The sequence below is a fragment of the Paracoccus kondratievae genome, from assembly GCF_009301415.1.
In the GTDB taxonomy this organism is placed as follows: domain Bacteria; phylum Pseudomonadota; class Alphaproteobacteria; order Rhodobacterales; family Rhodobacteraceae; genus Paracoccus; species Paracoccus kondratievae.
Genome location: NZ_CP045072.1, coordinates 1,296,460 through 1,319,320 on the forward strand (window position 1 = coordinate 1,296,460; position 22,861 = coordinate 1,319,320).

Annotated in this window: 19 protein-coding genes and 1 other RNA gene; 8 read left to right on the forward strand and 12 right to left on the reverse strand. The window is 62.0% G+C overall.

Going from position 1 to position 22,861, the window contains the following annotated elements:
• Positions 1–52 precede the first annotated feature (52 nt).
• A complete protein-coding gene (locus tag F8A10_RS06465) occupies positions 53–778 on the forward strand; it encodes a molecular chaperone DjiA (RefSeq protein ID WP_010392303.1) in 726 nt (241 codons plus the stop codon).
• A gap of 56 nt (positions 779–834) precedes the next feature.
• Positions 835–1,329 (forward strand): hypothetical protein, encoded by a 495-nt coding sequence (locus F8A10_RS06470; protein ID WP_227493347.1) that lies wholly within the window; start codon positions 835–837, stop codon positions 1,327–1,329.
• Here the strand turns inward: F8A10_RS06470 and F8A10_RS06475 are convergent.
• The 6 genes from F8A10_RS06475 to F8A10_RS06500 form a co-directional block, all read right to left on the reverse strand.
• A complete protein-coding gene (locus F8A10_RS06475) occupies positions 1,326–2,543 on the reverse strand; it encodes a glycosyltransferase family 4 protein (RefSeq protein WP_152366945.1) in 1,218 nt (405 codons plus the stop codon). The two genes, F8A10_RS06470 and F8A10_RS06475, sit on opposite strands and share 4 nt — an antisense overlap.
• Positions 2,540–4,135 carry an ABC transporter ATP-binding protein gene (locus tag F8A10_RS06480; protein ID WP_152366946.1) on the reverse strand — a complete coding sequence of 532 codons (1,596 nt, stop codon included), beginning with the start codon at positions 4,133–4,135 and terminating at the stop codon, positions 2,540–2,542. Before F8A10_RS06480 ends, F8A10_RS06475 begins: the two co-directional genes overlap by 4 nt.
• Positions 4,132–5,238: an ABC transporter permease gene (locus tag F8A10_RS06485; RefSeq protein WP_085501063.1), complete on the reverse strand. Its 1,107-nt coding sequence runs from the start codon at positions 5,236–5,238 to the stop codon at positions 4,132–4,134. The genes F8A10_RS06480 and F8A10_RS06485 overlap by 4 nt, the downstream gene beginning before the upstream one ends.
• Positions 5,238–6,377, reverse strand: a complete 1,140-nt coding sequence (locus F8A10_RS06490; RefSeq protein WP_010392308.1) for a microcin C ABC transporter permease YejB — start codon at positions 6,375–6,377, stop codon at positions 5,238–5,240. The genes F8A10_RS06485 and F8A10_RS06490 overlap by 1 nt, the downstream gene beginning before the upstream one ends.
• Before the next feature lie 43 nt (positions 6,378–6,420).
• Positions 6,421–8,292 (reverse strand): extracellular solute-binding protein, encoded by a 1,872-nt coding sequence (locus F8A10_RS06495; RefSeq protein ID WP_152366947.1) that lies wholly within the window; start codon positions 8,290–8,292, stop codon positions 6,421–6,423.
• A 181-nt stretch (positions 8,293–8,473) separates the two neighbouring features.
• Complete coding sequence (locus F8A10_RS06500; RefSeq protein ID WP_010392310.1) at positions 8,474–9,001, reverse strand: c-type cytochrome; 528 nt, start codon at positions 8,999–9,001, stop codon at positions 8,474–8,476.
• Positions 9,002–9,161: 160 nt separating this feature from the next.
• Here F8A10_RS06500 and F8A10_RS06505 point away from each other — a divergent pair, with 160 nt between their 5' ends.
• The gene (locus F8A10_RS06505; RefSeq protein ID WP_010392311.1) at positions 9,162–10,043 is read left to right on the forward strand and encodes a prephenate dehydratase; all 882 of its coding nucleotides are present in this window, start codon (positions 9,162–9,164) and stop codon (positions 10,041–10,043) included.
• Between the two features lie 46 nt (positions 10,044–10,089).
• Here F8A10_RS06505 and F8A10_RS06510 read toward each other — a convergent pair whose 3' ends face one another.
• A complete protein-coding gene (locus F8A10_RS06510; protein ID WP_040601626.1) occupies positions 10,090–10,545 on the reverse strand; it encodes a hypothetical protein in 456 nt (151 codons plus the stop codon).
• 230 nt (positions 10,546–10,775) lie between these two features.
• On the opposite strand from F8A10_RS06510, the gene F8A10_RS06515 reads away from it, so the two are divergent.
• The 4 genes from F8A10_RS06515 (at position 10,776) to F8A10_RS06530 (ending at position 14,564) form a co-directional block, all read left to right on the forward strand.
• Positions 10,776–12,551: a bifunctional 2',3'-cyclic-nucleotide 2'-phosphodiesterase/3'-nucleotidase gene (locus tag F8A10_RS06515; RefSeq protein WP_264675544.1), complete on the forward strand. Its 1,776-nt coding sequence runs from the start codon at positions 10,776–10,778 to the stop codon at positions 12,549–12,551.
• A 47-nt stretch (positions 12,552–12,598) separates the two neighbouring features.
• An RNA gene (gene ffs, locus F8A10_RS06520) (signal recognition particle sRNA small type) lies at positions 12,599–12,695 on the forward strand.
• 61 nt (positions 12,696–12,756) lie between these two features.
• Positions 12,757–13,653 (forward strand): PfkB family carbohydrate kinase, encoded by an 897-nt coding sequence (locus F8A10_RS06525; RefSeq protein WP_010392317.1) that lies wholly within the window; start codon positions 12,757–12,759, stop codon positions 13,651–13,653.
• On the forward strand, positions 13,650–14,564 hold the full coding sequence (locus F8A10_RS06530; protein ID WP_152366949.1) for a pseudouridine-5'-phosphate glycosidase: 915 nt from the start codon (positions 13,650–13,652) through the stop codon (positions 14,562–14,564). Before F8A10_RS06525 ends, F8A10_RS06530 begins: the two co-directional genes overlap by 4 nt.
• Here the strand turns inward: F8A10_RS06530 and F8A10_RS06535 are convergent.
• The 5 genes from F8A10_RS06535 to F8A10_RS06555 all read right to left on the reverse strand — a co-directional run bounded on the left by F8A10_RS06535 (position 14,561) and on the right by F8A10_RS06555 (position 21,939).
• Complete coding sequence (locus F8A10_RS06535) at positions 14,561–15,616, reverse strand: patatin-like phospholipase family protein (RefSeq protein ID WP_010392321.1); 1,056 nt, start codon at positions 15,614–15,616, stop codon at positions 14,561–14,563. The genes F8A10_RS06530 and F8A10_RS06535 overlap by 4 nt on opposite strands.
• A gap of 142 nt (positions 15,617–15,758) precedes the next feature.
• Positions 15,759–16,886, reverse strand: a complete 1,128-nt coding sequence (gene prfB, locus F8A10_RS06540; protein WP_010392323.1) for a peptide chain release factor 2 — start codon at positions 16,884–16,886, stop codon at positions 15,759–15,761.
• A gap of 76 nt (positions 16,887–16,962) precedes the next feature.
• Positions 16,963–19,500, reverse strand: coding sequence for a penicillin-binding protein 1A (locus F8A10_RS06545; protein WP_010392325.1), 2,538 nt, complete (start codon positions 19,498–19,500; stop codon positions 16,963–16,965).
• 70 nt (positions 19,501–19,570) lie between these two features.
• On the reverse strand, positions 19,571–20,806 hold the full coding sequence (locus F8A10_RS06550; protein WP_029371272.1) for an N-acetylmuramoyl-L-alanine amidase: 1,236 nt from the start codon (positions 20,804–20,806) through the stop codon (positions 19,571–19,573).
• Positions 20,803–21,939, reverse strand: coding sequence for a pyridoxal phosphate-dependent aminotransferase (locus F8A10_RS06555; protein ID WP_152366950.1), 1,137 nt, complete (start codon positions 21,937–21,939; stop codon positions 20,803–20,805). Before F8A10_RS06555 ends, F8A10_RS06550 begins: the two co-directional genes overlap by 4 nt.
• Positions 21,940–22,075: 136 nt before the next feature.
• On the opposite strand from F8A10_RS06555, the gene F8A10_RS06560 reads away from it, so the two are divergent.
• A complete protein-coding gene (locus F8A10_RS06560; RefSeq protein ID WP_152366951.1) occupies positions 22,076–22,831 on the forward strand; it encodes a DsbA family protein in 756 nt (251 codons plus the stop codon).
• Positions 22,832–22,861: the final 30 nt, after the last annotated feature.

A 22,861-nucleotide genomic window follows, 5' to 3' on the forward strand; every position in this document is an offset into this window, starting at 1 on the left:
CTGGCAGGAATGTCAGTGGACTTGGGCTCTCGCCCCCCATAGGCTGCAGGCCATGGAAGCCGCGATCAAAGATCAGAAACACTGCTGCCCCGAACTGCCAAAGCCGCGCAGCTTTTGGCAGCGCATCGCCGACCGGCTGGCGGCGCTGGTCGCCACACACCGACCGGCGACCCCTCCCGAGAAATCGGTTGCTTTCACCATCGCGGTGATCGCGCTGGGGGCGAAACTTGCCAAGGCCGACGGCACGGTCGCGCGATCCGAAGTGGCGGCCTTTCGTCGCGTCTTTATCATTCCGCGATCCGAGGAAAAGAACGCCGCCCGGGTCTTTGATCTTGCGCGACAGGATGTGGCCGGGTTCGACGCCTGGGCACGGCGGATCGCCCGCATGTTCCCGCCCGGTGACCCGGTGCTGGCCGATGTGGTCGAGGGGCTGTTCATCATCGCCGTCGCCGATACCGACCTGCACGAGGCCGAAATCGTCTTTATTGACGAGGTCGCGCGTATCTTTGGCCTGCCGCCCGAACAGGTGGCGACAATCCGTGCCCGCCACGACCGCAGGCAGGGTTGCCCCTCTTGCGAAGTGCTGGGGATCACGCCCGACACGCCTTTGCCCGAGGCACGGCGGCGATGGCGCGAGCTGGTGCGCGAAAATCACCCGGATCGCGCCCTGGCCCGCGGCCTGCCGCCCGAGGCGATCCGTCTGGCCGAGGCCCGCACCCGCGCACTGAACGAGGCTTGGGATAATTTTCGCAATATGCACAAGGCGTACCCGGCCTGATGGAACCCGGGCGCCGCCCTTCCCGTTTTCTTTCAGAACAGCCAAAGGACCGGGCCATGCGCATCATTATTATTCCCTCGATCATGTGGATGCTGGCCGCACCCGTTGCCCTTGCGCAGGGTTACGAGCCCCCGCTGGCTGACAACCCAGCACCCGAGACCACGCCAGAAGAGGCCCCCCGCACGCTGGAGGAGGGGCTGGAAAACTTTATGCGCAACATGCTGAACGACGCTGAGCCGCTGCTGGATCAGCTGGGCCGGGATATGGGCGATACGTTAAGTGCGGTCACCCCGGTTCTGAAAGATATCGGCAAGCTGATGGATGACGTGCGCAACTATCAGGCCCCCGAACGGCTTGAGAATGGCGATATTCTGATCCGCCGCCGCGCTGATGCGCCGCCGCCTCCGCCAGTTGGCGACGCCCTGCGCGACATGCTGCGCCCCGCGCCCGAAAACGATCCGCGCCTGAACCCGCGCGGCAATGATCCCTTGCGCGCGCCCGAGGTTCCGCCTTTTCCCGAACTGAACCCCGACAGCGAAATCTCGCTTTAAGGCGCGAAGCTCTCGACCCAGTCGATCAGTGCCGGCAGGCTGTGGCGGTGCAGGTCGTAGCCTTGCAAGATCGTCTTGCGCGCCGCTATCTTCAGCCGTTCTGCCTCGGGGTCACCGGCAAGACCGCGGATCAGCGCCGCCTCAAGCGCGGGTTGATCAAAGAAGGGCACCAATCGGCCATTCTCGCCATCACGGATCAGTTCACGCACCGGTTCGGTATCCGAACCGACGATATAACAGCCCGCCGACATCGCTTCGGTCAACGACCAGCTAAGCACAAAGGGATAGGTCAGGTAGCAATGTACCCGGCTGACCTGCAACAGCGCCAGATATTGCAGATAGGGCACGCGGCCAAGAAAATGGATGCGGCTAAGATCAAGCTGGCCATCAAGCTCGGCCAGCAGCTTTTCCTTCCACCCGGGCGCGTCCTTGGGCAGGCCACCGTAGCTGACACCATCCCCACCGACCAGCAGCACCTGCGCCTCGGGGCGCGCGCGCATCACCTCGGGCAGCGTCCGCATAAAGCGGTGAAAGCCACGATACGGCTCAAGCGAGCGGGACACATAGGTCAGCACCTCGTCACCCGCCCGCAGTTCGCGCCCATCAGGCAGCCGGAATTTCGCCTGCGGATCGGGGCGAACCTTCTCCGTGTTGATACCGTCGTGGATCACCTTCAATTTCTGGCGCAGCTCGGGCGGGAATGAGTTGGCCTGATATTTGGTCGGCGACAGCCCCGCATCCGCCTGCACCAACCCCTGAATCAGATGGGCAGAGCGCGCAATCGTGGTCACCCGGCCTTCATCGCTGCCTGGGCTGATTTCAGGATCAAAGCCGACATCATGGCCACGGGTGCGATACAACAGCTCGGCATAGACAAGCAGTTTGGTTTCGGGCCAGATCTCACGCAGAAACAACGTCTCACCCCAACCGCTGTGGCCGAATATCACATCGGGGGTATAGTGGTGCTGATCCCGCAGCGCCCGGCAGGCGCGCGCGGTCAGCCAGCCGCGATCGGCCATCTCACTGAAGGTCCGGCCCAGCATGGGGGGCAATTTCAAGTCGGCCGGCGCCTTGTAGCGCACAACCTTGACCGGAGAAGCTCGCTGGTTCTTTTCATCCGTCAGGGCCAGCACATGATGGCCACGCGCCGCCAGCGCCGGCGCAAGGTGCAAAAACTGGCCCGGAAAGTTCTGATGGATGAACAGGATTTTCATGCAAGCGTTCTCAGAAAGGCGGCATCAATCAGACGGCGCGTATACTCGTTATGCGGGTTATCAAACACCGCCTCGGTCGTACCCTGTTCGATCACCTCACCTGCGCGCATGACCATGATCTGATGGGACATCGCACGCACAACACGCAAATCATGACTGATAAACAGGTAAGCAAGCCCATGCTTGCGCTGAAGACGGCGCAAAAGCTCGACGATCTGCACCTGCACGGTCATGTCCAGCGCGCTGGTCGGCTCGTCCAGCACCACAAGCTTGGGATTGAGGATCATGGCGCGGGCAATCGCAATCCGCTGACGCTGCCCGCCGCTGAATTCATGCGGATAGCGATGCATGGTCGCGGGGTCCAGCCCGACCTCTCGCATGATGGCGTCCACCATCTCGCGCCTGTCGCGGCCCGGCTCGATTCCGTGAACGCCCAGCCCCTCAGAGATGATCTGCTCGATCGTCATCCGGGGCGAAAGACTGCCAAAGGGATCCTGGAACACGATCTGCATGTCGCGACGCAGGCCCCGCAGCGCCCGGCCCGGTAAGGCAGAAATATCGCGCCCCATGTAAAGGATCGGCCCATCGCTTTCGATCAGCCGCATGATTGCCAGCGCAAGCGTGGTCTTGCCGCTGCCCGATTCACCGACGATCCCCAGCGTCTCGCCCGTACGAACCGACAGGGTAGCACCGTTCACCGCCTTCACGTGCCCGACGGTGCGGCGCAGGAAACCACGCTGGATCGGGAACCAGACCTTAAGATCACGGGTCGCCACCACCTCGGGCGGGTCCCCGACCAAAGGCTCGGCCCGGCCCTGAGGCTCGGCCGCAAGCAGCATGCGGGTATATTCGTGCTGGGGATTGGCAAAGATTTCCTCGACCGGCCCCTGCTCGACAATCTCGCCGCCCTTCATCACGCAAACCCGGTCAGCGATGCGGCGCACAAGGCCGAGATCATGGCTGATGAACAGCATCGACAGCCCTTCGGCCGCCTTGAGCTCGGCCAACAGCTCCATGATCTGGGCCTGGATCGTCACGTCCAGCGCCGTGGTCGGTTCATCAGCAATCAAAAGTTCGGGGCCATTCGCCAAGGCCATGGCGATCATCACCCGCTGACGTTGCCCACCTGAAAGCTGATGCGGATAATCGGCAAGCCGGGTTTCGGGGTCACGAATGCCAACCCGGGTCAAAAGCTCGATGATCCGCGCGCGCGCTTCGGCCCCTTTCAGGTTCTGGTGCAGCGCCAGACTTTCTCCAAGCTGCCGCTCAAGCGTATGCAGCGGGTTCAGCGAGGTCATCGGCTCTTGGAAAACAAAGCTGATGTCATTGCCCCGCACCCGGCGCAGCTCAGCCTCAGAAGCGCCCAGCAGCTCGCGTCCCTCATAACGGACCGAACCCGCGACCTCGGCCGCGTCACCAAGCAACCGCACCGTCGAAAGCGCTGTCACCGACTTGCCCGAACCGGATTCGCCGACCAGCGCGACCGTCTCGCCCCGGTTGACGGTAAAGCTCACGCCCTTGACGGCGGGGGTCAGTTGCCCGTCCTGCCGGAATCCCACCCGCAGATCTGTGACTTCCAGAACCGGGGTCATCGGAAGGTCTTTCTTGGGTCAAAGGCGTCGCGCACGCCCTCAAAGATGAACACCAGCAGCGAAAGCATGATCGCAAAGCTGAAAAAGGCGGTAAAACCCAGCCACGGCGCCTGCAGGTTCTGTTTGGCCTGCAAGGCCAGTTCGCCCAGTGAGGGGGCGGAAGTCGGCAGCCCGTAGCCAAGATAGTCGAGCGCGGCCAGAGACGAGATCGTACCAGTGACGACAAAGGGCATCATCGTCAGCGTCGCCACCATGGCATTGGGCAGGATATGGCGGAACATGATCGTGCGGTCATTGACCCCCAACGCCCGCGCCGCCCGGACATATTCAAAGTTGCGCGCCCGCAGAAACTCGGCCCGGACCACGCCGACCAACGCCGGCCAGCCAAACAGGATCGAGACAAAAACCAAAAGCCAGAAGCTGCGCCCAAGGATCGCAAACAGAATAATAATCACGTAAAGCGAAGGCGTTGAACTCCATATTTCAAGTAATCTCTGAAATACGAGGTCCGTACGCCCACCAAAATATCCCTGCACCGCCCCCGCAGCGATTCCCAAAAGTGAGGCGACGACGGTCACGATCATCGTGAACAGGATCGACAGGCGGAAACCATATATGACCCGCGCCAGGACATCGCGCGAGGTGTCATCCGTACCAAGCCAATGCTCGGCATCGGGCGCGCTTGGGGCGGTGCCGACATTATTGATGGTGCGATAATGATAGGGGATCAGCGGCCACAACATCCAGCCACGTTCGATCGCCTCACCGGCAACTTGCCCGGTTTCGCGGGCCTCTTTCTCGGTCGCCTCGGGATCGTCCCAGCACTCTTGTCGCCCACCGGTCCGGATCAGGCATTGCACCCCCGGATCGGTATAGATCGCTTCGGTCCCGAAATCGCCGCCAAAAGCGGTCTCGGGGTAAAAGCGATAGACCGGGAAATACAGCCCACCCTTGTAGCTGACGAGGATCGGCTTGTCGTTGGCGATAAGCTCAGCAAAGAGCGAGGCCACAAACAGCACTGTAAAGATGATCAGCGACCAGAAAGCGCGTGAATTGCGGCGGAAATTGCGCAGGCGGCGGCGGGTCAGTTCAGTCATTGCCATCAGCCGGCCCTCCGCTCGAAGTCGATACGCGGATCAACCAGCACATACATCAGGTCCGACAGGATACCGACCAGAAGGCCCAGCATGCCAAAGACATAAAGCGTGCCAAAGATCACCGGATAATCGCGTTGCACAGCAGCCTCGAACCCCAGCCGCCCAAGCCCATCGAGCGAGAAGATCGTCTCGATCAGGATTGAAGAGCCAAAGAACACACCCAGAAACATCGCGGGAAAGCCGGCGATCACGATCAGCATGGCATTGCGAAAGACATGGCCGTAAAGAACGCGCCCCTCGGTCAGGCCCTTGGCACGGGCGGTCATCACATATTGCTTGTTGATCTCATCCAGAAAGCTGTTCTTGGTCAGCAGCGTCAGCGTGGCAAAGCTTGAGATCGTCGTTGCCGTCACCGGTAGCGCGATATGCCACAGGTAATCCTTGACCTTGCCCCACAAGCTGAGATCCGCCCAGTTGTCCGAGGTCAGCCCGCGCAGAGGGAATATCTGCCAGTAGCTGCCGCCCGCGAACAGGACCATCAACAACACTGCGAACAAAAAGGCCGGGATGGCATAGCCGACGATGATCGCGCCCGATGTCCATGTGTCGAAAGGCGTGCCATTGCGGACCGCCTTGCGGATACCCAGCGGGATCGAGATCAGATAGGCGATCAGCGTCGACCATAGCCCCAGCGTGATCGAGACCGGCATTTTTTCCAGCACCAGATCAATCACCGAGATTGAGCGGAAAAAACTGGTCCCGAAATCAAACCGGACATAATTGCCCATCATCACCAGAAAGCGTTCGGCCGCCCCGATCTTTTCTTTGCTGCATTCGGGGGATTTCAGATCCGGTTCGCCCTGATGGGCCGGCGAGCAGGTGATACGGGCAAAGCCCATCTGAACCTCAAGCTGGTCCAAAAGCTCGGGCGGGATACCGCGGGCACCAGCATATTCGCTGCTTTGCGCTGCCTCACCCCCGCCGCCGGTAATGTTGCGCAGCGCATCGCCCTCGCCCTGAACGCGGGCAATGATCTGTTCGATCGGGCCGCCCGGAACGAATTGCGTCAGGGTAAAGTTGACCAGCATGATGCCGATCAGCGTGGGTATGATCAGCAACAAGCGCCGCAGGATATAGGCTGCCATCCGTCCCCTTGCTCCGCCTGATCCGCGCCAGCCCTTGCGGGCCCTAGCGCAGCACGCCGGATTGTTTCAGCTTTGCTGCCTTATCCGCGTCATACCACCAGAAATCAAGCTCACCCAACGCATGGGGCGGCAGGGTGTCGGGGTGACCAAAGATATCATAATAGGCGACGGTATGGGCAGCCTTGTACCATTGCGGCACCCAAAAGCGCAACGCGCGCAGGCTGCGGTCCAGCGCATGGGCGACGGTGATCATCTCGTCCTGCGTGGTCGCCTCGATCCCTTTCTGGATCAACGTATCTATGGCCGGGTTGGCCAGCCCCATCAGGTTGAACACATCGCCCACGTTTTCCGAACCAAAGGTCTGCTCGGTATCGCCGCTAAGAAAATAGCCCTGCGCCATATGGGTGGTCGCAAGGTCAAAGTCATGGCTGCGGGTACGCGCCGTCAGCTGGGCGTCATCAACACGCAGGTTCACCGCATCAATGCCGATGGCGCGCAGGTTCCGGACATAGGGGTTGATCACGCGGTCAAAGGTGGCGCTGTCGTTCAGGAACTCAAGCCGCAGCACCTCGCCCTTGGCATTGCGTCGCATTCCGTCGCTGCCGACCGTCCAGCCAGCCTCATCCAGCAGCTTTGCCGCCTGCCGCATGTTCCTGCGGTCAAGCTGGGTCTTACCCGAAACCGGCTGGACCACCGCATCATCGGTCAGCACGCCAGGCGGCAGGTCCTTGGCCAGTGGCTCAAGCAGCGCCAGTTCGGCAGGAGCAGGCTTGCCCTGCGCCATCAATGGGCTGTTGTCCCAAGGCGAGTTCACCCGCGTGTAAAGCCCGTAGAACAGCGTCTCATTCGACCATTCAAAATTGAACATCAGCGCGATGGCCTCACGCACGCGGATGTCCTGAAACTTGGGTCGACGCAGGTTAAAGACCCACCCCTGACCGTTGGAGATATCGCCGTTCGCCAGTTCTTCCTTTTTGACAGCCCCGGACTGAAAGTTCGGAAAATCATAGCGCGTCGCCCAGTGGATCGAGCTTGCCTCGTTGCGGAAAGTATAGACCCCGGCCTTGAATGCCTCAAAGGCGCTGTCGTAATCGCTGAAGTATTCGATGCGGATGCGGTCAAAGTTGTGCCGCCCGACATTGATCGGCAGGTCTTTGCCCCAATAGTCAGGATTGCGCCTGAAGGTGATTGAGCGCCCCATATCCGCCCGGTCGAACATATAGGGGCCCGAGCCGACAAAGGGGATGGTGCTCGACTGTTCGATGTCGCGCTTGTTCTTGCGGAAATCCTCGCGCGAAAAGACGATCTGACCGCCGACCGACTGGATCACGTCACGGCGCGGATAGCCGGGCTGAAAGATGAACTTGATCGTGTGATCGTCAATCACCTCGGCCTTGGCGACGATCTTGGCGATGACCGTGCGATAAGATGACAGGCCCTTGTCGCGCAACAGTTCGAACGAAAACAGCACGTCATGGGCGGTCAAAGGCGTACCGTCGGAAAATTTGGCCTCGGGTCGCAGATGAAAGATCACCCAGTCGCGGCTTTCGGGATATTCGATCGTCTCGCAAAGCAGGCAATAGGCGGTGCCGATCTCATCCGCCACGCCCTCCATCAACGGTTCCAGCATGGTGTTTGACAAAACCGCCGCCCGGCCGCGATGGGTATAGGGGTTGTAACTGTCAAACCCGCCCGAGAACCATTCCGAGATCTCGCCCCCCTTGGGCGCATCCGGGTTCACATAACGCAGATGCTTGAAATCGGCAGGAAGCTCGGGCTCACCGAAAACCGAAATGCCGTGCGAAACGATGGTTCCAGAGGCCTGCGGCTCTTGGGCAAGGGACCAGCCGGGCATCAGCGCCAGGGCCAGGGCCAGTGCAACCATCGGGGCATGTCGCAGAATGGGCATTTTCATCGGGTCTTGGTGATCCTTGTTTTGGCTTGCTCGGGCATGTCGCCACCTTTGCACCAAGGCTAGCAGTCCGCGTGCACGGTTCAACATGCAAATGCGTGAGCGGGCGACCATATGCCGCAACAGGCAAGCAAAAAGGGCGCCCCGCGGGACGCCCTGCACTGTGATCCAGCTTGTCTGACGCTTACTGCTGGGACTGCAGATAGGCAATCAGGTTGGCGCGATCCTGAACCTTGGGCAGACCGGCGAAAGCCATCTTGGTGCCTTTGACTACCGATTTGGGGTTGGTCAGGAATTCCTGCAACGCCTCGGGGGTCCAGTCCCCGCCATGCGCCTTCATCCCGTCCGAATAGTTAAAGCCCGAGATGCTGGCCACCGCACGACCAACCACACCGTTCAGGTGCGGGCCGGTGCCATCGGTGCCGTCGAGCTTGTGGCAGGCCTTGCATTTGCCAAAGACCTTTTCACCAGCCGCAGCATCGGCCGAGGCCAGAACGGTTGCGAAATCGGGACCTTCCTCGGCTGCCGGCTCGGATTCGCCGCCGGTCTCTTCAACGGGGATAGTATAGGCCTGAGCGTGCTCCCCTTCACCACCGTGACCCGAGGACGCGATGTTATAGATGCTCGAAGCCGCCCAGTTCATCAGCAAAAGGAACAGAAGAGCGCCGATGAGCGCACCGGCGGCCTTGGTGACGGTCATGGTATCGAACATGTCTGCGGATCCCTTGGGTCTGTCCGTGGATTTGGGCGTATCTACCCGCTTTTGTTTCGCCGGTTCAAGGTATAGTTGTCGCTTGCGCAGCACAAATCAGGCGGAATGACCGCCCGGACACAGGGTCCACGCGACGGCCCTGCAAGCGAAGGTGTGACAGATGACCCAGGCAACAACCCAGAACGTAATCGCATTCCAGGGCGAGCCGGGCGCCTATAGCCATCAGGCTTGCCGCCATTATCGCCCGCAGATGGAGGCACTTCCCTGCCGCACCTTTGAGGACACGATCGAGGCGGTACGCAGCGGCCGCGCCGAACTGGCGATGCTGCCGGTCGAGAACTCGACCTATGGCCGGGTCGCAGACATCCATCACCTGCTGCCCGAAAGCGGGCTGCATATCATCGACGAAGGCTTTGTTCGGGTGCAGATCAGCCTGCTGGCGGTGCCAGGCACGAAGCTTGCCCAGGTCACCGATGCGATGAGCCATCCGGTTCTGCTGGGCCAATGCCGTGGATTTCTGCGTCGTCACAGCATCCATGGTGTGGTCGGCGCCGATACCGCAGGCTCGGCCCATGAGGTCGCGCGCCGGGGAGAGCCCTCGCTTGCCGCGCTCGCCTCGCCGCTCGCAGGCGAAATCTACGGGCTTGAAGAGCTGGCCTCGGGAATCGAAGACCGCCAGAACAACACCACCCGCTTTCTGATCATGTCGCGCTCACCCGATTTCTCCCGCCGCGCGAACAGCCAGGGCGGGACAACCATGGTCACCAGCTTTGTCTTTCGGGTGCGCAACATCCCCGCCGCGCTTTACAAAGCTCTTGGCGGCTTTGCGACCAACGGCGTCAACATGACCAAGCTGGAAAGCTATATGGTGGACGGCATTTTCACCGCCACCCAGTTCTACGCAGATATCGAAGGGCACCCCGAGGATCCGCCTGTCGCCCGCGCGCTGGAAGAGCTTGATTATTTCACCTCCAGCCTGAACATCCTTGGGGTCTATCCTGCCGATCCGTTGCGCGCGACACAGACTCAAGCGGCTGAGTGACCGCGCCTAAGCGAGCCCAAAGCAGGGCCGGCAGATTCAGCCGCCCCTAGGTATTCGCGATCAGATAGGTGACCAGATCGCCCACATGACGGGCGAATTTGCGATCCAGCTGAGACTTGCCCAGCTTGGCGGTTTGCAACAGGATGCGCGCCTTCATGCCACGCGGCTGGGCCTCGGTTTCAAACAGCAGCCGTGACTTTGTCCGGGTCAACGCCACGACTGTCATGCGGATGGACAGGTTGAACTGATCCGAGCTCCCCTCAAGTGTCAGCGCTTCAGGCGGATCAAACTGCGTCAGTTCAAGCACCATCTCGCGGTGATGGGCGCGCCAGTCGAACCCCAGTTGCCAGCGCATGCCAACAGCCGTCCCGGCAAGCCTGTCCTGCCGACGCAGATCAACGCCACGACGAACCAAAAGCCGCTCGATGGCCTTGAAGTTGCTGACGGCGCGAAACAGATCCTCCGCAGCAAGGTCCATGTCTTGTCGGGTAGAAAATTTCATTGGCGATCCGGTCAGGCAGCTGGAATGTTGCTAACAGATTCATTCCATGCTGCGCCATGGCATGCAAGACCACCCATTGGGACATCCGTTTAAATTTATTACAATCTTAGGTTGTATTAATTTGATATTGTCTACATCCATGCGGCATGACGCGCCACAGCCCCCCACCCGATCCGCCGCCTGCCACCGGTACCATATCCGTGCGCGTGATGGCGACGACGGATCTGCATATGCACCTGTTCGGATACGATTATTTAGCTGATCGTCCCTCGGGCAAGATCGGGCTTTCCCGGGTTGCGGCGCTGATCTGGCAAGCTCGGCGTGAAGCGGCCAATTGTCTGCTTTTCGACAATGGCGACAGCCTGCAAGGTAACCCGCTGGGCGATTATCTGGCCGAGACCGGAACGATCAGCCCGCGTCACCTTCACCCTGCTATCGAAACGCTCAATGCGCTGCAATATGACGCGGCGACACTTGGCAATCACGACTTCGCCTTTGGCACCGATTTCCTGCGCCGCGTGCTTGAGGGCGCCAGTTTCCCCTTTGTCGCCAGCAATATGCGGGCAAGGCGAGCCCTGCCGATTCTCCCCCACCTTTTGCTGAACCGCAGCTTTCGCGATGACTTGGGCAGGCTGCACCAACTGCGCATAGGGGTCCTGGGCTTTCTGCCACCGCAAACCGTCGCATGGGAACCGGCGCTGCAATCGGAAATCACTGTCGAGGATATCCTGACAGCAGCCCAATCGGGCATTACCGTGCTGCAGCAGCAAGGCGCGGATCTGATCGTGGCGCTGGCGCACAGCGGTATCGGCGCGCTGGCACCAAATCCGATGATGGAGAATGCGGCCACCGCACTCGCTGCCATGCCAGGAATAGATGTGGTGATCGCGGGGCATACGCATCGCGTTTTTCCCTCACCCGATCATCCGCAGGGGCCGGGGATCGATAGCGTCAGGGGCACGCTTGCCGGAAAGCCTGCTGTCATGCCGGGCTTTTGGGGTTCGCATCTGGGGCTGATTGATTTGCGGCTGAAACGCTGTGATCAGGGCTGGCACATCGCCGATTTCACCTGCCACGCCCAGCCGGTCGGACCAGAGGATGATCATCACTCTGTCACTGCGCCTGCACTGTCGGCCCATCACCAGACCCTGCGCCACCTGCACCGCCGCATCGGCCGCACCAGCCAACCGCTCAGCAGCTACTTTGCCCTGATCGGAGAGGACCCCGGCCTGCGTCTTGTCACCATGGCACAGCGCTGGCATGTGCGCCGTGCGCTTGCCGGTACGCCATGGCAGGATCTGCCGATCCTGTCAGCGGCCGCACCCTTTCGCGCCGGTGGTCGGGGCGGGCCACAGCACTACACCGATGTTCCGGCAGGACAGCTGACCCTGCGCAGCATCGCTGATCTATATCTGTTTCCGAATCGGATCTGCGCGCTCAGGCTGACCGGGGCCGAACTTATCGACTGGCTGGAACGTTCGGCGAGCCTTTTCCTGCAGGTCCAGCCGGGATTGCCGGACCAGCCACTGATCGACCCTGATTTCCCTAGCTATAATTTCGATGTCGTCGACGGGCTCGACTGGCAGATCGATCTGAGCCAGCCGCCTCGCTACGCGCCGGACGGCCGGCTTGCCCATCCCGATTCGCGGCGCATCTCGGGGCTGCGTCATCGTGGCCAGCCGGTTGCGCCCGACCAGCCGTTCATTCTGGCGACGAACAGCTTTCGACTGTCGGATTGCGGGCTTTTCGCCGGGGTGGCAGCGGGACGGCCGGTGTTGCTGGACAGCGGCGCACGCACCCGCGAGGTGCTGCGCCGCTATGTCGCGCTGCAAAAGGTGCTGACGCTTGACCCGCAAAACGGGTGGAGCTTTCGCGCCCTGCCCGGCACCTCGGTCCTGTTCGAGACAGGCCCCGCTGCCGCGCAACATCTGGACGGACTGTCACGGCAGGTCGAGATTGTGGGATTGGGTCCTGATGGTTTCCTGCAGCTGCGCCTGCACCTTTGACTGGCAAGCCGCTTGCATCCCGCCGCGCCCGCGCCTATCTAGGCGGCGAGAGGTTGGCGCGGGCGAGCGCCTCGCCAACCCGGTCAGGTCCGGAAGGAAGCAGCCGTAACGAGTCCCGCTTGGGTCGCTGTCCAGCCTCTCACCCTCTTTCCCCTTCCCCCGCAAGTCGTTAGCTTCCGCCGCGCAACTGTCCGAAGGCCGGCCCATGACCATCCCTCCCCGCATTCTTTGCCTCGGCGCGATGCTGTGGGATGTGATCGGCCATAGTGCCACCAGAATTGAGCCGGGCGACGACCTGCCCGGCCGGATCACCCGACAGCCGGGCGGCGTGGCGCTGAATGTGGCGCTGGCGCTGGCGCGGCAAGGGCTAGCCCCCGCCATGCTGGCCGCCATCGGCCGGGATGCGCCCGGCGATGCACTGATCGTTGAGGCACAAGGGCGCGGTGTCGACACACGCTGGCTTTACCGCGATGATGGCTTTGAAACCGATAGCTATATCGCCATTGAAAGCCCCGACGGGCTGGTCGCGGCGATTGCCGATGCCCGCGCGCTTGAGACTGCGGGCGGTGCTATTCTTGCCCCTCTGCGCGATGGCCGGCTGGGCGATGTCGCACGGCCATGGCAGGGAACATTGGTCATTGACGGCAATCTGACTGCCGAGATTCTGGCCGGGATCGCAGATGATCGCTGCCTCGCCGGGGCCGATCTGCGCATCGTGCCAGCAAGCCCCGACAAAGCCCCAAGATTGCAACAGCTGATCACCCATCCGCGTGCCACCTTCCATCTGAACCGCGCCGAAGCCGAGATGCTGGCCGGACGTACCTTTGACCATGCACTGGATGCAGCCGAAGCCGTCGTCGCGCTGGGTGCGCGTCGCGTGCTCGTCACCGATGGCCCCCGTCCCGCCGCCGATGCCGCTCGCGGGGAACCGGGTCTTAGCAAGGCCCCGCCTCCGCTTGCCACCCGCCGCGTTACCGGCGCAGGCGACACATTTCTTGCCGCCCATCTGGCCGCTGAATTGCGCGGCGCCGACCGGGCCAAAGCCCTGGAGTGCGCGCTATCCGCCGCCTCTGCCCATGTTTCAGGAAAGGACCTGCCATGAAGTCGCTGATCGCGCTTTCTCCCGAAGTTTCGCAAGCTCTGGCCGACTACCGCCCGATCGTCGCGCTGGAATCGACCATCATCACCCATGGCATGCCCTATCCGCAAAACCTTGAGGTCGCGCAGAAGGTCGAGGCCGTGGTGCGCGAATCGGGCGCCGTACCCGCCACCATCGCAGTGATGGGCGGGCGCATCCGCATCGGACTGGATGCCGAGGCGCTGGAGGCGCTGGCCTCGACCCCGTCGGCCGATGTGATGAAACTGTCCCGCGCTGATCTGGCCGCCTGCCTTGCGCTGGGACGGACCGGTGCGACCACCGTGGCCGCGACGATGATCTGCGCCCATCTTGCAGGAATTCGCGTCTTTGCCACCGGCGGCATCGGCGGGGTCCATCGCGGTGCCGAAAGCAGCTTTGACATCTCGGCAGACCTGCAAGAACTGGCGCAAAGCCCGGTCACAGTCGTCGCCGCAGGGGCAAAGGCCATCCTTGATCTGCCCAAAACGCTGGAGGTTCTTGAAACCCTGGGCGTGCCGGTCATCGCTTATGGCCAAGATCAGCTTCCAGCGTTCTGGTCGCGCGAATCGGGACTGGCTGCACCACTGCGCATCGACGACCCCGCCCAGATCGCCGCGGCCGCCCGTCTGCGCGGTGAACTGGGCCTTGACGGCGGTCAGCTGGTCGTGAACCCGATCCCTGCCGAAGCAGAGATCCCGCGCGCCGAAATGATTCCCGTCGTCGAACAGGCCCTTGCCGAAGCCGAGACCCAGGGCATCGCCGCCAAAGAGGTCACGCCCTTCCTGCTGCAACGCATTTTTGAGCTGACCGGTGGCCGGTCGCTTGACGCAAATATTGCGCTGGTGCTGAATAACGCGCGGCTGGCCTCGCAAATCGCCGCGGCCATGGCCGGCTAACGGCGACCGAAAATCTGTGACAGATCGTAAGAGTCGCGCTCGCCAATACAGGCCGCATCGCTGGCAAGAAAGCGATCGGCCGCCTGAACCCCGGCGTCATGCAATTGCTGCAAGAGGCCGGGCTGCGGGATCAGCTTGGTACTCGCGGACAGCGAATTCATCAGCTCTTCGTCCATGATGCTATGCAACAGGACGTTCTTCATCGGGCGTCCGGTCAGCCGGTCCTCAGCGAACAGACGCTTGACGAAGTTGATCGCGCGCAGCTCGGCCAATAGCGAGGCGTTAAAGCTGATCTCGTTCACACGGTCCTGAATCTCGGCAGGTGTCTTGGGGATCGCATCACGCAGCATGGGATTGATATTAACGATGACAATGTCGCGCGGCAGGTCCGGGCGATAAAGCGGGAACAGCGCCGGATTACCCGAATAGCCGCCGTCCCAATAGGCTTCGCGCCGGCCAGTAGCGGGGTCGTCAATCTCGACCGCGCGGAACAGTTCGGGCAGACAGGCCGAGGCCAAAATCGTCTGCACCGTCACCTCGGCCCCGCCAAAGACCCGCACCAGACCCGTGCGCACATTGGTGGCGGTGACAAAGAACGCGGGGCCCTCTTCGCGTCCCAGACGGGGGTGGGGCATGCCGCACAGGATGGATTCAAGCGGGTTGGAATAGAACGGCCCGCTGTCATAGGGGCTGAATACCCGTGTCAGAGACTCAAGCCAGGCGATTGGCGAGAAAAGCTCGGTCAGCCGCTGCCATGCACGCGGGACGGGGAACATCGAATAAAGCCAGCGCACCATCGAGTTGTCGCTGACCTGCGCGACCTGCGACCAGACATAGGCAAGGTTTTGCCGCGCCGCCTCGCGTCCGCGTTTGCCCGGACCACAGGACAGCCCCGCAGCCAGCGCCGCACCGTTCAGCGCCCCGGCCGAAGTGCCACTGATGCCACGAATCTCGATCCCCGGCTCATCCAGTAGCCGGTCGAGTACGCCCCAGGAAAAAGCACCGTGTGCGCCGCCACCCTGTAGCGCAAGATTAATCCGCTTAACGTCCATCTTTACCCCACATTCCATGCCCGCAGCAGATCATGCCGCAGCGCGGCACCAGACTGCGGCATTTCCGGGCAGAAAGAAAGCCTGGGGCGTGGAGCGCGGGAATGCGCGGCTTGCAGGTGGTTATCGGGCCAGGCCGGGCGGGTCAGTCGTCAGCCTGAGCCTGAGCCCGAGATTTACCCGCCACATCCAGCGCCAGCGTAGCCGCCATGAAGGCGTCCAGATCACCGTCAAGCACCCCTTGCGTATCCGAGGTCTCGTAACTGGTGCGCAGATCCTTCACCATCTGATAGGGATGCAACACATAAGAGCGGATCTGGTTGCCCCAGCCCGCATCCCCCTTTGCCTCGTGCTGGGCGTTGATCGCGGCGTTGCGCTTATCAAGTTCAAGCTGATACAGCCGCGCCTTCAGGGCCGCCATGGCATTGGCGCGGTTCTGGTGTTGCGACTTTTCCGAGCTGGTCACAACGATGCCCGTCGGCAGGTGGGTGATACGCACCGCCGAATCGGTGGTGTTGACGTGCTGACCACCGGCCCCGGAGGACCGATAGGTGTCGATGCGGATTTCGTTATCGGGAATCACGATCTCGATATTGTCATCGACTACCGGATAAACCCAGACCGAGCTGAATGAGGTGTGCCGCCGTGCCGCCGAATCATAGGGCGAAATGCGCACAAGCCGGTGCACACCCGATTCCGACTTGAGCCAGCCATAGGCATTCGGTCCTGAGATCTTATAGGCAGCCGAACGAATGCCCGCCTCTTCGCCCGGCGTTTCGGACAAAAGCTCGACGTTATAGCCTTTCTTCTCGGCCCAGCGGACATACATCCGTGCCAGCATCGAGGCCCAGTCCGCGCTCTCGGTGCCGCCTGCCCCGGCGTTGATTTCCAGGAAGGTATCGTTGCCGTCAGCCTCACCGTTCAGCAGCGCCTCAAGTTCTTTCTGCTGGGCCAGTTCGACCAGCTCTTTCAGCGCGGTTTCGGCGTCCGTGACAACCTCGGTATCGCCCTCGGCCTCGCCAAGTTCGATCAGCTCGATGTTGTCCTTAAGCTCGGTCTCGATACGGCGATAGGTCTCGACCGCGTCAGACAGCATCTGGCGGTCACGCATGAGCTTTTGCGCACGGGCGGGGTCGGACCAGATATCGCCCGCCTCGATCATGGCGTTCAGCTCTTCCAGCCGATGTGGCGCGGTCTCCCAGTCCATACGCTGACCTAGCAGTTTCAGCGATTTGCGGATCGCCTCGATGGTGGCTTGGGTTTCGGCGCGCATCAGCACTCTCTGGGTTCGGTTTTCAGGTCAGGGCAGGACAAATAACGCGGGCAGCGTCCGGCGGCAAGCACCGGACCTAATAGAGCCCGCCCGAGGACAGCGTGCCGAAATCGGCTTTTTTCGGGATCACCTTTTTCTTGCCGGTCGAGGTGGTCACCGCCTGCCCGCTGTCGCGGCCAGAGGTAAAGAGCGGCAGCGTGGCCGGGTCGGCGCGACCAAAGCCGCCGTCGATCATGGCGATGCCGGTCAGGTCCTGACCATCGCGGAAATATTCGGCAATCACGTTGTCGCCCTTGGCATCCGGGCCAAGGATCGCACCGGTGAAGCGGTCGATGTTGACGAAGTGGCCACCCGGAGGAACCTTGAAGGCGGTGCCGCCAAATTCCTTGACCGCCTCTTTCATGAACTCGTTGAAGACTGGCACGCAAAGCGTACCGCCATAGGCATTCGAACCCAGCGTACGCGGCTGGTCATAGCCAAGGTAGCAGCCGGCAACGATGTTCGAGGTAAAGCCAATGAACCACACATCCTTGGCGTCATTGGTGGTCCCGGTCTTGCCCGCAACCGGCACCGGCAGGCTGACGCCACGCCCCGAACCGCGCTTGACGACGCCTTCCAGCATCGAGGTCAGCTGATAGGCGGTAATCGCGTCCATCACCCGTTCGCGGTTCGACCGGATCTCGGGCGCCGCACCCGGAGGCAGGTTCGGCTGGCCACAGGTCACGCACTCGCGGTGATCATGGCGATAAATCGTGCGACCGCGACGGTCCTGCACACGGTCGACCAGCGTCGGCTCCACCCGCTCACCACCGTTAGCGAACATGGCATAGGCGGCAACCATCTTGAACAGAGTCGTTTCCTGCGCGCCAAGGCTGTTGGCAAGAAAATGACCAAGGTGGTCATAGACCCCGAATTTCTCGGCATATTTCGCCACCGTATCCATCCCGATATCCTGGGCGATACGGATGGTCATCAGGTTGCGCGACTGTTCGATCCCGGTGCGCATCGGCGTCGGGCCATAGAACCTGCCGCTGGCGTTCTTGGGCGTCCACAGACCTTGCGGCGTGTTCACGGTGATCGGCTCGTCCACGACGATGGTCGCGGGGTTGAACCCCGAATCCAGCGCCGCCGCATAGACAAAAGGCTTAAAGCTTGACCCCGGCTGGCGCAGTGCCTGCGTGGCACGGTTAAAGACCGAACTTTGATAGCTGAAGCCACCCTGCATCGCGATAACGCGGCCGGTATTGACGTCCATGGCCATGAAACCGCCCTGCACCTCGGGCACCTGCCGCAGGGTCCAGCGGATAAAGCTGCCATCGCTGTCGCTGGTCATCTGGCGGACCAGCACCACATCGCCAACCTCAAGCAGGTCCGAGGCGACCCGCGCCTTTGGCCCCAGCTTGCCGTCCGCCAGCCGCTTGCGCGCCCATTGGACGTCCTTGGCGGGAATGGTGGCCGTGCCCTCGTGATCCTCGATGCCGATCGTGGCGTCGGTATCGCCCAAAGACAGGACAACGGCGGGGAACCAGCCCTCAATATCGCGCGGCACGCGGGCATCACCCAAAGCCTCGCGCCATTGCTGTTCGCTGCCCAACTGCCCGGCCGGGATCCTGACGCGGGTGCCGCGCCAGACGCCGCGACCACGGTCGTATTTCTCAAGCGCCTGCTGCAGCGCGCGTGCAGCGACCTTTTGCAGCCTGGGATCGACGGTTGCCCGGATGGCCAGACCGCCGCCAAAGAACTCATCCTCACCGAATTGCGCAGAAAGCTGGCGGCGAATCTCGTCGGTGAAATAATCCCGCGACGGCAATTGCTGCTGGAAGGCCGGGAAATCACCGTTCTGAACCGAGCGCAACGGCAGTTTCGATTCCGATTCGTAAGTCGCTTGATCTATATAGCCGTTCTGCCACATCTCGCGCAGGACATAGTTGCGCCGCTCGGTAAGCGCCTCTTTGGCACGGACAGGATGATAGCGTCCGGGCGCCTTGGGCATAGCAGCAAGCGTCGCCGCCTCATGCGGGGCAAGCTCGGTAAGGGGCTTGTTGAAATAGCTTTGCGCCGCCGCCGCGACACCAAAGCTGTTCTGGCCCAGAAAAATCTCGTTCAGGTAAAGCTCAAGGATCTGGTCCTTGGTCAGCGTCGATTCCAGCCGCGTGGCGAGAATCAGCTCCTTGATCTTGCGCTCGACGCTGCGGTCGCTGGAAAGCAGAAAGTTCTTCATCACCTGCTGGGTGATGGTCGAGGCGCCGCGCAGGTTGCGCCCGCCCGAGCTGATCGCATCCAGCAAAGCCTTGCCCATCCCCATCGGGTCAAAGCCGTGATGGCTATAGAAATGTTTGTCCTCGGCACTGATGAAGGCCTGCTTCACCAGCGACGGAATCTCGTCAATCGGCACAAAGATGCGGCGTTCTTCGGCGAATTCGTCGATCAGCCTGCCCTCGGCGGAATAAATCCGGCTGATGGTCTTGGGCGCATATTGCGCCAATTGCTCATGACTCGGCAGGTCGCGGGAATACATCCAGAACACCGCCCCGACAGTCAGGGCGATGAAGAAAACGGCGGTCACGAGCCAGGAAAAGATCGCACCGATAAAAGACAGCAGGAAGCGCAGCAATGGGCAAGCCTCTGGGGATAACGAGCGTCTCTATAGACAGGCGGGCCGCGCCCGTCAAAGCAACCTTGCGCTATTGACGCGACAGCGCGGCACGGGCGGCATCATCTTGCGCCCACAGCCCGACCGCGCGGGCCAAAGCCTGCGCCGTGCGCGCACGCCAGTCCGGGTCAAACAGATTGGCACGGTCACCCGCATCGGTCAGAAACCCCAGTTCGACCAGAACCGAGGGAATATCGGGTGATTTCAGTACCGAAAATGCCGCCCCCCGCACCGGACGGCGGTGCATGGCGATGCCAGCGCGGTTCAGTTCCGAGACAGCGAATTTCGCAAAAGCTTCTGATCGCGGATGGGTTTCGGTCCGCGCCAGATCCATCAGCACAGCGGCAACCTGATCATCGGTCCCAGCCAGATCCAGCCCCGCCAGCAGATCGGTGCGGTCATGCCGCATCGCCAGTTCGCGCGATGCGCGATCATCGGCCTGCGGGTTCCAGGTATAAATCGACAGCCCCGCCGCCTCGCCCGCCGGCAGCGCATCGGCATGAAGCGAGATGAACAGATCGGCCTGTGCCGCCCGGGCCAGCGTCATGCGCCTCTCCAGCGGAATGAAACTGTCGTCCTGCCGCGTAGCGACCACCTCAAATCCGGCACGGGTCAGGATCTCGGTCAGTTCGCGCGCAAAGCTCAGCATCAGAGCCGCCTCGCTGATCGCACCGACCTGAGCGCCAGGGTCATGGCCGCCGTGGCCGGGATCAAGCGCCACCCGCAACGGCTTGTCGCCCGTCCGGCGCGGTGGCAGCGGCGTCACCGCAGCGGGGGCAGGCAAGTCCCAAAGTGCGGAAAGCGCGTTGCCACGAGTGACGAAATCCTTTTGTCCGACCGGTTCGATGCGCAATTGAACCAACGCACCCCTGGCCCCGCCCTCGGCCGGGCGCTGAATGGCAGTGCGCAGCGCGTAGGGGCCGGGCAGTTCCATCACCAGCCGCGACCAGCCCGGGCGAAAACGCCCCCAGCGCAGCGCAGGCACCAGTTCACGCCCCGGCAGATCCCCGGCCCGGGTGCCGGAAAAGTCGATCTCGCGAAAATCAACTACCAGTCGCGGCGGCCCGTCGAGAAAATAGACCCGATAAGGCACCGGCTGGCTGATGGTCAGCCTCAGGTCCATGGGTCGCGGTCGCCCGCGATCCCGCCCTTCGGCCGACAGCGCGGAATGTGCCAGATCGACCGTGGCCAGCGCCGAACGCTGACCGTCTTCGGCCAGTGCCGGCAGTGCCAGCAGAAACAGCAAAAGGACCCAAAGCCGTCTCATCGTGCCGCCATAAAGGCCGCCAGCCGGTCCAGCCCCTCAGCGATCTCGGCCGTTGAGGCGGCATAGCTAAACCGCAGGGTCTGCGCCCCGCGATGGGGGTCGAAATCAAGCCCCGGCGTTACCGCAACGCCAGCTTTTTCAAGAATTTCCGCCGCAAAGTTCAGGCTGTTTCCAGTTAATTCAGAGACGTCGGCATAGATATAAAACGCCCCTTCGGGCGGTGCGATACGGTCAAACCCGATCCTGGGCAGCCGTTCAAGCATCAGCCGGCGGTTCCCGGCATAGACGGCAAGATTGGCCTCGGCCTCATCGACACAATCAAGCGCCGCCAGAGCCGCAACCTGGCTTGCGTGCGGGGGGCAGATGAACATGTTCTGCGCGATCCGCTCGACAGTGCGAATCATATCCTCGGGCACCACCATCCAGCCAACACGCCAGCCGGTCATGCTGAAATATTTCGAGAAGCTGTTGATGACAAAGACATCATCCGTCACCTCCAGCGCCGAATGGAACCCGGCACCGTAGTCTAGCCCGTGATAGATCTCGTCCGAGATGACGTTCATACCCAGTTCGGCAGCCTTTGCCGTCAACCCAGCCAGTTCCTCACGCCGCAAAACGGTACCTGACGGGTTGCCGGGCGAGGCAAGGATCAACCCCTGCGCATCGGCTGGCAGATCCTGCGGGCGGGGCTGATAGCGATCATCGACCCGGGTCTGGATGCCAACCGGCGTCAGCGACATCGCACGCAGGATCTGGCGATAGCTGGGATAGCCCGGCTCGCCCAAAGCGACGCGGTCTCCTGCGTCAAACAGAGCTGAAAAAGCCAGGATAAAGGCCCCTGACGAGCCCGGCGTCACCACCACCCGAGCAGGATCAAGGTCGATACCGTACCAGCGCTGATAAAGCGCGGCGATGCCCTGACGCAGCTCGGGCAGTCCCAGCGCCACGGTATAGCCCAGCGGCCGGTCCAGAGCGGCCGCAAGCGCCCGGCGCGCGCCCTCGGGTGCGGGGGTCGAGGGTTGACCGACCTCCATATGGATGATGTGCCGCCCCTTCGCTTCTGCCTTGCGGGCGGCCTCCATGACGTCCATCACGATGAAGGGATCGACCTGCCCACGGCGGGATTGTCTCATGTCTGCCTGCCTCATGGTTATGGCCGGGGTATCACGCCTGTGGCGGGGCCGGTCAAGCCCGCGTGAGACGGGGGCCGATAGCTTGCAACGGCTGGCGAGACGGGCCAAGCTGCCTGCAACTGGAAAGGACCCCTGTATGAAAGCCCTTCTGACCGCCGCCGTCCTGACGGCGACCGCCCTGCCCGCCGCCCCGGTCCTTGCCTTTGACCTGGCCAATATGACCGAGGACGAAAAGGCTGCCTTCGGCGAGGCTGTCCGCGAATATCTGATGGAAAATCCCGAGGTTCTGATCGAATCGATCAACGTCCTTGAGGAACGCCGCGCCGCCGATGAGGTCAAGAACGACCAGTTGCTGGTCGAGAATAACCGCGAGGCTATCTTCAACGACGGCCACAGCTGGATCGGCGGCAACCCCGAAGGCGACGTCACGCTGGTCGAATTCATCGACTATCGCTGCGGCGTCTGCAAACGCGTCAACCCGGATCTGGAAAAGCTGATCTCGGCTGACGGCAACATCCGCTGGATCCTCAAAGAATTCCCGATTCTGACGCAGGAAAGCGATATGGCCGCGCGCTTTGCCATCTCGGTCCAGCAGATCGCGGGGGCCGATGCCTATAAAAAGGCCCATGACGTGCTGATGGAATCGCGCGGCCCGGTCAATCTGGAAAGCCTGACCAAGCTTGCCGGTGATCTGGGTGTTGACAGTGAACAGGTCATCACCCGCATGAACACCGAGGAGGTGTCGTCCGTGCTGCGCAAAAACCAGCAGCTGGCCGAACAGATGCGCATCATGGGCACGCCCACCTTTATCATCAACGGCGAGATGCTGCGGGGCGTACCCGCTGATGGGCTAGAGGGTGCAATCGCCCGCGCCCGCGCCGCCAAGGGCTAAAGCCAGCGCCCGCAACTCGGCGATGGTCGG